Source organism: Pseudomonas sp. FG35 (assembly GCF_057809295.1).
On sequence record NZ_JBMDJR010000011.1, the window covers coordinates 1 to 13,438 of the forward strand.

Consider the following 13,438-nt stretch of genomic DNA (forward strand, 5'->3'; position numbering starts at 1 on the left):
GCGCATCCTGCTCGGCGACCAACCGACCTTGCGCGTCATAGGCCTTGAGCTGCTCGCCACCGTCCGCCGACACCTGACGCACCAGCCGCGCCGTGTCGTCGTGGACATAAACCTCTTCGCGACCGTCGACGTACTGCACGGTGACACGGCCGGCGTCATCCCAGACGTAGCGCGTGTCCATCTGCGAAAACGAGGCCCAGTGCCGCACGCAACGCGCGGCCTTGCCGCCACGCTCCCACGCCCAGAAGAAACTCGCGCCGCCCGTTAACTGCCGTTGCAGGATGACGTGCTGGTCGTCGTAGTCGTAACGCTCGCTCTCGCCGACGGCGTTGGTCGCCTCGATCAATCGATGACGGGCATCGAAGCGGTAGCTGACCAGCGTCTGCTCGGTGCGCCAGGCAGACTCCCGAAAAACCTGATAGTCGACCGCGACCAGATGCGCCCGCTCATAGCGCAGCAACAGGGAACGACCGGCCCCGTTGTCGAGGCGCTCAACGCGATCCAGACGATCCCGCGTAATACGCAACCGGTTGCCATAGGCATCGCTGACCGCCGTCAGACGCCCAGCCCGAAAGTGATAAAACCGCGCCGTCTCACCCGCCAGCGCAACGATCAACTCCTCCGGCTCATCCCCCAGAAAGATCGCCGCCCGCGACAAGCTGTTGTGAATCGCCGGCCTCTCGATACTCGGCAACGGAAACGGCGTGCGCCGGTTCTCATGGTCAACCCAGACCACCGAAGCGCCCTCGACCTCCAGCCGATGCGCCAGCGAGTGACTCCAGCCAAACCCCAGCCCGACATCGATCTCGACCGCACTGGTGCGATACAAGCGGCTGAACTCGAACGGCAGCAGCCCGTCGAGCACGCCATCGGTGAGGGTCAGCAATTCCTCACCGGTGACCATCGACACCGGACACCCGTTGGTGCAGGTCCGCGGCGCACAATCGGCGCTGTCACCGTTGGGATTTTTCGCCTGATCCGAAGCCTCATCGCGAGGCTCATGCCGTTCCATTCGCGTCATGCCGTGGGACTTGTCACGGGCAATGGCCGCCGGATTGGGTACCGTCAGCACCAGCGCATCCCCCGTGCGAACTTCAAGCGGAATAGCCGGTGTCGGCCGCAACGGTGCCGGACCTGCATTGACCATCAGCGGTTTCAACGCGCTCGCATGCCGGGTCAGATCAGGCGCGGAGGTCAGCTCCGCCAGCCGCAACGCCGATGCCGCAAGCCATGCCCGCGCACGGGGTGACTTGATCTTGCCCAATACCTTGGTGCTCAACCGCAGCGGCACACCCATGCCACCCGACACGCACATCAGCAGAAAACTGACCAGCAATTCGGCCCGAACCTCAGCCACCACCTCGGCCAGACACTGCGGCGGCAACATCTTCAGCCAACTGGTAAAGGCCGCCAGATAAATGAACAGCAACGGCTCATCGCCGAGCATCAGCAGGCCATTGGCGATGGCCTCGGAGGACGCTTCAAGCAAGGCATCCAGTTCAGCGCTGGAGAGGTACTGCAGAAGCTTTTCGCTGTTGGCCTGCAAATCGGCGAGCAACGCGAACAGTTGCTTTACGTCATCCCAGACACCATTCAGGGCAGTTTCAAAACCGTGCCAGTCAGCCCGTTGCAACTGCCTGTAACGCTCGGTGAAACCGGCGCTGGAAAACTCTGTCCACTGCGGTTGAAACCCTTCCCATTCCTCACGCAGCCAGCCTTCCAGAACATCAAGAAGACCCTGATACGAGGCATACAACGTCTGGACATGCGCGGTAGAAACATCGGGAAAGAAGGTGATGCGATAACGCTGGCCCCGGTCGCAATCGTCGACCTTGAGAATGCCGCTGGGGCCGATGGTGTAATGCAGCGGTTCGCCGAAACCCAAAACACCGTCGACATCGGAAATGACCGGTTCAAGAATCACCGGCGTATCACCGATCGGCACAAACCTCGCGGCTTCGAACATGTGCACCAGCGTCAGGGAGCCGCTGGCGGAACACATGGCGACAGAGGAACTGATGGGCTTGCGGCTGGCAACCGGTGCACTGAGCCGGACATCGTTGCCGACCTGGAACACCTGTTCGACATCCAACGCGGTGCCCGTCCAGAACTGCTCGGCCCAGGCGTCATAGTTGTTGAGGCAGAGGCGAAACTCCTGAAACAGTTTTTCGACGTCGGGCTGATCAGGGTTCAGCGCAGCGACCACCAGCAAACCAATGCTGTTGTTCAGTTTCAGGAGTTGGTCGGATGGAAGCATTCGCAGTCACTCGCGCGCATCAGGGGAATGGCGCGAAACTTTGCGGGGGATCAAACAGGAAAGAAGTCAGCCGAGTAGGTGATGTCTGTAGGGCGATTCTCTAAATGTGCAGGAGGGCGTTCGGCGGACAACCGACATTGTCCGTTGCTCAACCTCGGCCGCGCTCGTTATGCTGCTGAACCCTTTAATCAGATCCGAGCGGCGGCGCTATCCACGCCGCCCGGGATGTCTTTGATAACGGATCCGATGATGAATGCACCGCTGAAGGCGTTCGGCCCGATCAAGGCCGTGATTTTCGATATGGACGGTTTGCTGCTGGACACCGAGGGCATTTACACCGAGGTCACCTCGCTGATTGCCGAGCGTTACGGGCGCACCTTCGACTGGAGCATCAAGCAGAACATCATCGGCCGTGGCGCCGGCGATCTGGCGCGTTATGTGGTTGAAGCGCTGGACCTGCCGATCACCGCCGAAGAGTTTCTGGTGATCCGCGAGCCGCTGATGCGCGAGCGTTTTCCCACCGCGCAAGCGATGCCGGGCGCCGAGGAACTGATCCGCCACCTCAAGGCGCACAACATTCCGATTGCCGTCGGCACCAGTTCGTCGCGTCAGTCGTTCGGTCAGAAAACCACGTTGCACCGCGACTGGTTCGCGTTGTTCGACTTCATCGTCACCGCTGACGACCCGGAAGTCGGCGCGGCCAAACCGGCGCCTGACATCTTCCTCACCGCCGCGCGCCGCCTGGGTGTAGCGCCGGAAGATTGCCTGGTGTTCGAAGATTCGCCATTCGGCGTGACGGCGGCGAAAGCGGCCGGTATGACTGCCATCGCCATTCCCGATGCCGCCATGGCCGATGAAAAATACGCACACGCCGACGGGATTCTTCGTACGTTGAAGGCGTTTACGCCGAGTGCATGCGGATTGCCGGCGCTCGACTGGGCCTGATCAAATCCCGAACAAAAAAACGCCGCCCCTCTGTCAAAGGAGGGGCGGCGTTTTTCGTTATCGACTATCTGATCAATCAGGCGCCGAAACCACCGTCGATGGTCAGGCTGGCCCCGGTGATATAACCGGCCTCCGGGCTTGCGAGGTAGGCGACGAAGCTGGCGATTTCCTCGGCCGTGCCATAACGACCGACGGCCATCAGCGGAATCAGGCTGTCGGCGAACTCGCCGTGGGCCGGGTTCATGTCTGTATCGACCGGGCCGGGCTGCACGTTGTTGATGGTGATGCCCCGTGGGCCGAGGTCGCGGGCCAGGCCTTTGGTCAGGCCGACCAGTGCGGATTTGCTCATCGCATACACGCCGCCACCGGCGAAGGGCATGCGGTCGGCGTTGGTGCTGCCGATGTTGATGATGCGCGAGCCTTCGCCCATGTGTTTGGCGGCTTCCTGGCTGGCGATGAACACGCTGCGCACGTTGATTGCCAGGGTCTGGTCGAAGTCTTCCAGTTTGAAGTCTTCCAGCGGCGCGACGGCCAGCACGCCGGCGTTGTTGACCAGAATGTCGAGGCGGCCAAAGGTTTCGACAGTGGCGTTCACCGCGTTGCGGATGGCGTTGGCGTCGGCGCTGTCAGCCTTGATTGCCAGAGCTTTGCCGCCGGTAGCGGTGATGCTGTTTTGCAGTTCCTCAGCCTTGGCGGCCGAGCTGACGTAGGTAAAGGCAACCGCGGCGCCTTCAGCGGCCAGGCGTTTGACGATGGCGGCACCGATGCCGCGAGAGCCGCCTTGAATCAGAGCGACTTTACCGCTGAGGTGTTGAGTGGTCATGTTCGATCTCCAGAAGTTTCAAGGCAGGCTGCCTTGGTGTGGTGTCGAGTATCTGCCCCTCGCCAATAGGCGGGTAGACCGTGGTTGCTATAGTCTGTGTAAACCAAAAGTTTAGAGTGGCGGCCATGGAAACCTTCAGCAGTATCGAATGCTTCGTGCGCAGCGCCGAAGTCGGCAGCTTTGCCGAGGCCGCGCGACGACTGAGCCTGACACCGGCCGCCGTGGGCAAAAGCGTGGCGAAACTGGAAGCGCGCCTCGGCGTGAGGCTGTTCCAGCGTAGCACCCGTCGCTTGACCCTGACGGAAGCGGGGCAATTGTTTCTGAGTGAGGTCAGCGGCAGCCTGACCACCATCCAGAACGCGGTGAACAATCTGGCCAGTGCCGGCGGTCAACCGGCGGGCACGCTGAAAGTCAGCATGGGTACGGTGTTCGGCCGTTTGTACATCGTGCCGTTGCTGGGGGAATTCCTGAAAAGATTTCCGGCGATCAACCCGGACTGGCACTTCGATAACCGCCAGGTCGATCTGATCGGCCAGGGTTTCGATGCGGCGATTGGTGGAGGCTTCGAACTGCCCCAAGGCGTGGTAGCGCGCAGGCTCACACCGGCGCATCGGGTGTTGGTGGCTTCTGCGGATTATCTGGATCGATACGCGCCGATCAGCGAGCCGGACGACCTCAAGCTGCACGACGGCATCCTGATCCGCTCACCGCAGACCGGTCGCGTGCGCTCCTGGCAGTTGACCCATCGCACCCGGCAACACAGCCCGCTGACCCTCAAGGCACGAATGACCATGAGTGATTCCGAAGCCGCCTGCGCCACGGCGGCGCAGGGGTTGGGGATTGCGTTGGTGAGCATGCCGTTTGCCGTCGGTTACCTTGAGGTGGGGACCTTGCAGCGGGTCCTGCCGGACTGGTACGTCGACGACGGCAACATCTCCATTTATTACGCCGAACACAAACTGCTGCCGGGCAAGACCCGGGCGTTCGTCGATTTTGTCATCGAGCAGTTTTCAACCCTGGGCCTCGCCGAACGGTTCAACGCGCAAAACGTGCTGGCCAGCCAATGATGGTTTTCGGCCGTGGCGTCGCATAGGTGCGCACCTTGGAGGTCGACAGGCCGAGGCGCACCAGCGATTCGGCAATGGTCACGGCCGCAGTGACGCCATCCACCACCGGCACGCCGGTGCGCTGGCGAATCTTCTCGTCGAGCCCGGCCATGCCGCCGCAACCGAGGCAGATCACTTCGGCTTTATCCTGAGTCACCGCCAGTTCCGCCTGATGCACGATCGCTTCCAGCGCCCGTTGCGGCTCGTGTTCCAGCTCCAGCACCGCCAGGCCACTGGCGCGCACCGAGGCGCAGCGATCCCACAGGCCGGACAGTTTCAGCCGATCCTCGATCAACGGCACGGTGCGATCCAACGTGGTAACCACCGAATAGGCGTGGCCGAGAAACATCGCGGTGCTGGCGGCCGCGTCGGTGATGTCCACCACCGGCACGTTAAGCAATTCCTGCAAACCTTCGCGACCGTGTTCGCCGTAGCCGGCCTGAATCACCGCGTCGAACGGCTGGTCGTAGGACATCACCCGGTCCATCACGGCGATGGCGGCCAGGTAACTTTCGAAATTGCCTTCGACTGAATCGGCGCCGAAGTACGGCGTCAGGCCGACAATCTCGGTGCCGGGGGAAGCGACAGCCTGCGCCGAGCGGGCGATGGCCTGGGTGATGGATTCGGTGGTGTTGACGTTGACCACGAGAATGCGCATGGGAAGTCCTTATTACGGTTGGTTCTGCGGCCCCGCGAAGGGCCGCCAAAAGATTCAGTGGCTGAGGTTGTCGACGGCGATGGCTTCACCGTCGACGTCGGCGTAGTGCGGCTGGCGTTTGGCGATGATCAGGTAGAGCATTCCGGCAATGCCGGCACCAATCAGCCAGGAGAAGGGCGAAACGCTGTGGAAGCCCGGCACCAGTGCCAGGACGATCGCGATCAGCGCGGCCGGAATGAACGCCGCCACCGCCCGCAGGTTGACCCCTCGGCTGTAGTAATACGCACCGTCAGGATGTTCGCTGTACAACTGCGGCACGTGGATCCTGCCTTTGCGGATCAGCCAGTAGTCGACCATGATCACGCCATACAACGGGCCGAGCAGGGCGCCGAGGCCGGACAGGAAATACACGATCACCAGCGGACTGTTGTAGAGATTCCACGGCAGGATCAGCACGGCAATCGTTGCGCTGATCAGCCCGGCGCGGCGGAAGGTCAGGTATTTCGGCGCCAGATTGCTGAGCACGAAGGCCGGGGCGACGAAGTTGGCCATGATGTTCACCGCCACGGTGACGATCAGGAACGCCAGGCAACCGAGTACCAGAAAGAACGTGTTGGGAATCGACGCAATGATTTCGGTCGGGCTTTCGATGATCCGGCCGTTGATCTGAAATTGCGCACCGCACAGCAGGACGGTGATCCCGGCGAACACCAGAATATTGACCGGCAGGCCCCAGAAGTTTCCGATCTTGATCGTCTTGCGGCATGGCGAAGAGCGGGCGAAGTCGCAGAAATTGAGGATCAGCGTGCCGTAGATCGCCAGCCACAAGGCGCCGCCGGCGAAGATGTTGCGCCACATCTCGGCGCCGGTCAGTGGTTCGCGGATTGACCAGGCGATGGTCGCGTTGGCCTGGGTGTACATCCACGCGGCGAGGCAGGCGACGGTCAGCAGAATCACCGGCCCGGCGAAGGCTTCGTAGCGGCGGACCATTTCCATGCCGTAGGCGAGGATCGCCAGCTGCACGAACCAGATCGCCACGAAACACACCCAGCCCAGGCTCGACAGGCCGAGGATCGAGTTGTGGTCGTAGTCGGCGAAACCGGGATGGATTGCCGTGAGCAACACGCGAAACACCACCGACGCCAGGTACGTCTGAATCCCGAACCAGGCGATGGCGATCACCGCCCGGATCAATGCAGGAATCTGTGCCCCGTGAATGCCGAAACTGATCCGGCTGATCACCGGAAACGGCACCCCGGTTTTCTGCCCCATGTAGCCGGACAGGTTCATGAAGAAGTACACCAGCGCCGCGCCGATCCCCAGCGACAGCAGAATCTGCCAGCCGCCCAGGCCCAAGGCGTACAGACCGATGGCAAACGAGTAGTTGGCGATGTTGTGCACATCGTTGGTCCACAGGGCAAAGATGCTGTATTTGCCCCAGCGCCGTCCTTCGACCTTGGTCGGCGCGAGGTCGCTGTTGTGCAGACGCGGGCTCAGTTGCAGCGGTTCGGCGATGCCATCACCGGGCACGCTGTGGTCGAGGGGTGAAGAGGCGGGCAGATTCAGCGCGATGTTGTTATTGGAGAGACTCGTACGCATTCCGGCAGGCTCCTGATGTTCGGGCCGCGATGACTGTGCATGAGCGTTCGGGCTCGGCAGATCTTCTCGCGGCGGTGAAAACATCACTGGTTACGGGGCATCTGCAGCCTGTACGGGATAGGGCGCTTCAGGCTTGCGGATCGAAAGTGTGGGTTCATGTTTTGCGGTTTTGTATACAAAACATGTATGCACTAAAGCCAGATCTGTGCCAGTCGGCGATCTATGAAAACCATCGCTGATTTCGAAAAGTTATTGAGGCGAGCCAAGTCGTTGAAATACGAGCGATATAAATTGACCGTTCGAACAGGTATTTATTTTTCGGGAGGGATTTTGGCGAGTGCGAGGAGGGAGTGTTTTTGGAGCTTGATGTAACTTTTCAGGGCGCAGAAACGAAAAGTGCACACATAAATGGCACCGATGGTGACATTCGTGTGTACACATTTTTCAAAACGGGTGGTGAACACTGTGGGAGCTGACTTGCTCCCAAAGGGCAACAGGGATGCTTATGCCTTGCTGATGATGTTCCCGGCATGCAACCCGCATTCTTTTTGGGTCGCTTCTTCCCACCACCAGCGACCTTCACGTTCGTGCTGGTTCGGCAGGACAGGACGAGTGCACGGTTCGCAGCCGATGCTGATAAAGCCGCGCTCGTGCAGGCTGTTGTACGGCAGCTCCAGCATGCGGATGTAGCCCCAGATTTCCTCGCTGGTCATCTGTGCCAGCGGGTTGAACTTGTACAGGGTGCGCTCCGGGGTGGAGAACGCTGTATCGATTTCCATCACCGCCACAGCGCTGCGGGTGCCAGGGCTTTGATCGCGGCGCTGGCCGGTGGCCCAGGCTTTGACGCCGGACAGCTTGCGGCGCAGGGGCTCGATCTTGCGGATACCGCAGCATTCGCCGTGACCGTCCTTGTAGAAACTGAACAGGCCTTTTTCCTTCACGAACGGTTCGAGTTTCGTGTAGTCCGGCGAGACCAGTTCGATATCGATCTTGTAGTGCTCGCGCACCTGATCGATGAAGCGGTAGGTTTCCGGATGCAGGCGGCCGGTGTCGAGACTGAACACCTTGACGTTCTTGTTCAGCTTCCAGGCCATGTCCACCAGCACCACATCCTCGGCGCCGCTGAAAGATATCCACAGGTCATCGCCGAACTCGGCGAACGCGAGTTTGAGGATGTCCTGCGCGGATTTGTTGGCATAGGTCGTGGCGAGTTCCACGACGTCGAACGTTGGGCTCATCAGGGCGGCTTCCTACAGGTCGGTGGCGCTGGGCGCTCTATATGGCGGCGATGGTAACAAAAAGCAACGCGCGCCGGGGCAGCCTCTGCGTTGCGCGCTCCAGGTCGAGCCGCTAGAGTTCGGGCTCGCTCGGCTCAATAAACATTACAAATGGAGTGTCCTGTGGAAATTGCCTGTCTTGATCTTGAAGGGGTGCTGGTGCCGGAAATCTGGATCGCCTTCGCCGAAAAAACCGGAATCGAATCGCTCAAGGCCACCACCCGGGACATTCCCGACTACGATGTGCTGATGAAACAGCGCCTGCGCATCCTCGACGAGCATGGCCTGAAGCTGTCGGACATCCAGGAAGTGATCGCGACCCTCAAGCCGCTCAACGGCGCGGTAGAGTTCGTCAACTGGCTGCGCGAGCGGTTTCAGGTGGTGATTCTGTCGGACACTTTCTATGAGTTCTCCCAGCCGCTGATGCGTCAGTTGGGCTTTCCGACCTTGCTGTGCCATCGACTGATTACCGATGACAGCGGGCGGGTGACGAGCTACCAGTTGCGTCAGAAAGATCCGAAGCGGCAGTCGGTCCTGGCCTTCAAGAGTTTGTATTACCGGGTGATTGCGGCGGGGGATTCCTACAACGACACGAGCATGCTGGGCGAGGCGGATGCGGGGATTCTGTTCCATGCGCCGGATAACGTGATCCGCGAGTTTCCGCAGTTTCCGGCGGTGCATACGTTTGCCGAGTTGAAGCAGGAATTCCTCAAAGCCTCGAACCGCGATCTGTCCCTGTAACCCTTTGATGATCGTTCCCGCGCTCTGCGTGGGAACGATCAAGCGATCGGCGATTAAAGGTTCTGCAGGGTTTCGAGCAGGACTCTGACCTTGGTAATCGACTCCTGATACTCCGCCTGCCAGTTCGAATCGGCGACGATTCCGCCACCGCCCCAGCAACACACTTGTCCATCCTTCACCAGCAGACTGCGAATGGCGATGGAGCTGTCCATCTCGCCGCGCACATCCAGATACAGCAACGAACCGCAATACAAACCGCGTCGGGTCGGCTCCAGCTCATCGATGATCTGCATCGCGCGGATCTTCGGCGCGCCAGTGATCGAGCCGCCGGGGAAGCTGCCGGCAATTAGATCCAGCGCATCGCGATCATCCGCCAGCTCACCGGTCACGCTGCTGACCAGGTGATGCACGTTCGGATAGCTTTCCAGGCTGAACAACTCCGGCACCCGCACCGAACCGATGCGGCAGGTGCGGCCCAGGTCGTTGCGCAGCAGGTCGACGATCATCAGGTTTTCCGCGCGATCCTTGGGGCTGGCCAGCAGTTCGGCGGCGTTCGCCGCGTCTTCGGCCGGGGTCGCGCCACGGGGGCGGGTGCCCTTGATCGGGCGGGTTTCCACCTGACGCTGGCTGACTTTGACGAAACGCTCGGGCGACAGGCTCAGCACTGCGTTGCCGTCGGGCAGGCTCTGGAACCCGGAAAACGGCGTCGGACAGGCCTCACGCAGTTTGCAGTAGGCCAGCCATGGATCGCCCTGGCATGGCGCGCGGAAACGCTGAGCGAAATTGACCTGATAGCAGTCACCGGCCTGTATGTAGTGCTGGATACGCTCGAAGGCCTGACGGTACTCGTCGGCTGAAAGGTCTGCCGCCATCGGGCTGCTCAGCTTGAACGGGGTGAGTTCGGCGCCCACCGGTTGGCTGAATACTTCGATCAGCCGCTGTTTCTCGCTGGCGCTGACCGACGGGTGAAATACCAACTGGCTGGTGGCCGATTGGTGATCGCTGATCAAGGCCCAGTCGTACAGACCAAATCGCGCATCGGGCAATTGCAGGTCATCCCGGGCGTGGCTCGGCAGGTTTTCCAGATGCCGACCGAAGTCGTAGCTCAGGTAACCAATCAGGCCACCAGCGAAAGGCAATTCGTAGTCGTCGGGCAATTGCGCGTCGCCCAACCGGGTCAGATTGGTCCGTAGGCGTTGCAGGAAATCTTCCCCGCGCTCGTCCGGCAACACCGCCGGTTGTTCCAGCGGCCAGGCGCTGAGCAAGTCATAACGGCCACGATCGGCACTCGGCCGGCCACTGTCGAGCAGCACGGCGCCGGGCGCATGGCGGACGGCCGCAAAATAGTCGGCGGGGTTGGCGCGGTAGGGCAGCGGGTGTACGGAACAGGTCAACATGGGCGGGGCAGATCGGCCATCGAGGCGGGGTGGGGATTGTAGTCCCCTCCGGGAATTGCTCCTAGAGGGGATGTCGGTGATTGGCAGATTGGCGGCAGGAAGTGCGACTCAGCCCTCGACCGCCGGAATATGCCCAAACAATTCCTGAGCAAACGCCACCCGCTCTTCAACCGACTCCGTCACACCACGTGCCTTGAGCTCTTCCAGATGCGCTTCCACCGCATGGGTGCGCAACGTCAGCCCGCAATCGTTGGCAATCTGGATATTCAGCCCCGGCCGCGCATTCAGCTCCAGAATCAGCGGGCCTTTCTCTTGGTCCAGCACCATGTCCACGCCGATGTAACCCAGGCCGCACAGCTCATAGCAACCGGCGGCGAGCTTCATGAATCCGTCCCAGTAGGGCAATTGCACACCGTCCACCGCGTTGGTGGTGTCCGGGTGTTTGGCGATGATGTTGTTCAGCCAGGTGCCGCGCAGGGTCAGGCCGGTGGCCAGGTCGACCCCGACGCCGATGGCGCCCTGGTGCAGGTTGGCCTTGCCGCCGGACTGACGGGTCGGCAGCCGCAGCATCGCCATCACCGGGTACCCCATCAGCACGATGATGCGGATGTCCGGCACGCCTTCGTAGCTGATGCTCTTGAAGATCTGGTCCGGGGTCACTCGATACTCGATCAGCGCCCGGTCGCGGTGGCCGCCCAGCGAATACAGGCCGGTGAGGATGCTGGAAATATGGTGCTCCAGCTCTTCGTGGCTGAGGATCTTGCCCGATACCGTGCGATAGCGGCCTTCGAAACGGTCGGCGATGACGATGATGCCGTCACCGCCGGCACCCTGGGCCGGCTTGATCACGAAGTCGCTGCGCCCGCCGATGATCTCGCCGAGCTTGTCGATTTCTTTCTCCGTGGAAATCACGCCATACAGTTCCGGCACGTGAATGCCGGCCTTGATCGCGCGTTCCTTGGTGATGATCTTGTCATCGACGATCGGGTACAGGCTGCGCTTGTTGTACTTGAGCACGTAGTCGGCGTTACGCCGATTGATGCCCATGATGCCCCGGGCTTCCAGGGCTTTCCAGGTCTTCCAGAAACCGAACATCAGGCGTCAGCCTTCTTCAGGAAAGCCTTGAAACGCACCAGTTCAGTCAGGCGGTAGCCGCGATAGCGACCCATGGCCAGCATGAAGCCCACCAGAATCAGCAGGATCGCCGGGAAGGTGAACACGAAGTACACCAGCTCCGGAACGGTCATGATCAGGTGCGCCAGGGACGCCGCGAACAGCGTGCCGATCGCCACTTTCATGGCATGGCTGGCGCCGCGTTCTTCCCAGGTGATCGACAGGCGTTCGATAGTCATGGTCAGAATCACCATCGGGAACAGCGCCACCGACAGGCCACGCTCAAGACCGAGCTTGTGACTGAACAGACTGATCGCCGCAATCAGCACCACCACGAAGGTCAACACCACCGACAGGCGCGGAAGCATTTGCAGCTTCAAGTGTTCCAGGTACGAACGCAGCGATAACCCGAGCGCCGTGATCACGGTGAACAGCAGGATGCCGAAGCCCAGTTGTGTCTCGCGAAAAGCCAGGGCGATCAGCACCGGCGTGAACGTGCCGAGGGTCTGCAGGCCGATCAGGTTGCGCAGGATCAGGATCACCAGCACGCCGATCGGGATCATTACCATGATCATGAAGGTCTGCTGGGTTTGCAGCGGCAGGCCGTACAGCGAGTATTCGAGGAAGTTGGCGTCGGTGTTTTCGTCGGTCAGCTTGGCCAGACGAATAGCGTTCATTTCGCTGTTGTTCAGGCTGAAGGTCACGTTGGCTTTCTTGCCGCCGTCGACGGTGATCAGGTTTTCATCACCGCTCCACCACAGCAGGCGATCGGTCGGCAGGCCTTGTTCACCGGTTTCCGGGTTGAAGTACAGCCAGTCGGTGCCGTTGAAGCTGCGCAGCCACAGTTCCGGGGTTTGCGGCTGATCGGCGACGAGGCGGATGGTGTGGACTTTCTCCACCGGCACGTGGGCGATAGACAGCAGCAGCTCGACGATTTTGGCTTTGTGCGGCGTCGACGGATCGCCGGCCAGCAGCAGTTTCACGTTGTCGTCGTTGACGTTGTTGACGCGTTTGATCGCCTCGCCAATGAAGGTCTCGACGTCCGCCGAGTGCTGGCGGATCGGAGCGAGCAGGGCTTCGGCGGCGATCTTTTCCGGGCCTTCGATGGCCATGCTGTCGCGGAAGGTCGGGCCTTTGACCTTGGTTTTCTCGGCGGTGTAACGCTTGGTCAGCACCAGACGGTAATAAAGCGTCTGGTTACCCTTGGCCCGGCGTGCCGACCAGGTGACCTTGCGGTTGCCGTCGACACGGTTGACCGCCACGCCATAGTTGTTGGAGATGAAGCTTTCATTGAGGCTGACGTAATCGCGACTCAGGGGCGGCACGAACATCTGGATCTTCACCGGATCCTTGGTGCTGGCGACGAACTCGACCTTGGCGTCGATGTTCCACAGGTCGTCGGTGGCGTCTTCGGTCACCGGGATGCCGAGCACGAAAATCTGATAGGCCGTAACCGAAACGCCCAGCAACACCAGGATGGTGATCAGGACTTTCAGGTGGAAGGTTAGAGAACGCATGGAAA

The 13,438-nt window shown here is 60.9% G+C and carries 11 protein-coding genes; 3 read left to right on the forward strand and 8 right to left on the reverse strand.

From position 1 onward, the window contains the following. A partial coding sequence (locus ACODTD_RS21170) for a DUF6531 domain-containing protein (protein WP_489105159.1) occupies window positions 1-2,257 on the reverse strand: 2,257 nt, incomplete at its 3' end. Window positions 2,258-2,506: 249 nt separating this feature from the next. Between ACODTD_RS21170 and ACODTD_RS21175 the strand changes: the two genes are divergently transcribed. Next, window positions 2,507-3,202, forward strand: a complete 696-nt coding sequence (locus ACODTD_RS21175) for an HAD-IA family hydrolase (RefSeq protein ID WP_007960113.1) — start codon at window positions 2,507-2,509, stop codon at window positions 3,200-3,202. Between the two features lie 76 nt (window positions 3,203-3,278). Here the strand turns inward: ACODTD_RS21175 and ACODTD_RS21180 are convergent, their stop codons facing one another. Continuing rightward, entirely contained in the window at window positions 3,279-4,025 is a 747-nt protein-coding gene (locus ACODTD_RS21180) for a 3-oxoacyl-ACP reductase family protein (protein ID WP_489105160.1), read from the reverse strand. A 125-nt stretch (window positions 4,026-4,150) separates the two neighbouring features. Between ACODTD_RS21180 and ACODTD_RS21185 the strand changes: the two genes are divergently transcribed. After that, window positions 4,151-5,092 carry a LysR family transcriptional regulator gene (locus tag ACODTD_RS21185; RefSeq protein ID WP_041475183.1) on the forward strand — a complete coding sequence of 314 codons (942 nt, stop codon included), beginning with the start codon at window positions 4,151-4,153 and terminating at the stop codon, window positions 5,090-5,092. On the opposite strand, the gene ACODTD_RS21190 is transcribed toward ACODTD_RS21185, so the two are convergent. The 3 genes from ACODTD_RS21190 to ACODTD_RS21200 form a co-directional block, all read right to left on the reverse strand. Next, window positions 5,061-5,789 (reverse strand): aspartate/glutamate racemase family protein, encoded by a 729-nt coding sequence (locus tag ACODTD_RS21190; protein ID WP_064378736.1) that lies wholly within the window; start codon window positions 5,787-5,789, stop codon window positions 5,061-5,063. The genes ACODTD_RS21185 and ACODTD_RS21190 overlap by 32 nt on opposite strands. A 54-nt stretch (window positions 5,790-5,843) precedes the next feature. After that, window positions 5,844-7,388: an NCS1 family nucleobase:cation symporter-1 gene (locus ACODTD_RS21195; RefSeq protein WP_489105161.1), complete on the reverse strand. Its 1,545-nt coding sequence runs from the start codon at window positions 7,386-7,388 to the stop codon at window positions 5,844-5,846. A gap of 503 nt (window positions 7,389-7,891) precedes the next feature. Then, the gene (locus tag ACODTD_RS21200) at window positions 7,892-8,626 is read right to left on the reverse strand and encodes a phosphoadenylyl-sulfate reductase (protein WP_007960132.1); all 735 of its coding nucleotides are present in this window, start codon (window positions 8,624-8,626) and stop codon (window positions 7,892-7,894) included. Between the two features lie 162 nt (window positions 8,627-8,788). Here ACODTD_RS21200 and thrH point away from each other — a divergent pair, with 162 nt between their 5' ends. After that, window positions 8,789-9,406: a bifunctional phosphoserine phosphatase/homoserine phosphotransferase ThrH gene (thrH, locus tag ACODTD_RS21205; protein WP_489105162.1), complete on the forward strand. Its 618-nt coding sequence runs from the start codon at window positions 8,789-8,791 to the stop codon at window positions 9,404-9,406. A gap of 53 nt (window positions 9,407-9,459) precedes the next feature. On the opposite strand, the gene pabB is transcribed toward thrH, so the two are convergent. The 3 genes from pabB to rloB all read right to left on the reverse strand — a co-directional run bounded on the left by pabB (window position 9,460) and on the right by rloB (window position 13,433). Then, window positions 9,460-10,803: an aminodeoxychorismate synthase component I gene (pabB, locus tag ACODTD_RS21210; RefSeq protein WP_489105163.1), complete on the reverse strand. Its 1,344-nt coding sequence runs from the start codon at window positions 10,801-10,803 to the stop codon at window positions 9,460-9,462. A 108-nt stretch (window positions 10,804-10,911) separates the two neighbouring features. Next, window positions 10,912-11,898 carry an alpha-L-glutamate ligase-like protein gene (locus tag ACODTD_RS21215; RefSeq protein WP_108560483.1) on the reverse strand — a complete coding sequence of 329 codons (987 nt, stop codon included), beginning with the start codon at window positions 11,896-11,898 and terminating at the stop codon, window positions 10,912-10,914. Beyond that, window positions 11,898-13,433: an osmotic stress tolerance membrane protein RloB gene (gene rloB, locus ACODTD_RS21220; protein ID WP_039769978.1), complete on the reverse strand. Its 1,536-nt coding sequence runs from the start codon at window positions 13,431-13,433 to the stop codon at window positions 11,898-11,900. Before rloB ends, ACODTD_RS21215 begins: the two co-directional genes overlap by 1 nt. Window positions 13,434-13,438 lie beyond the last annotated feature (5 nt).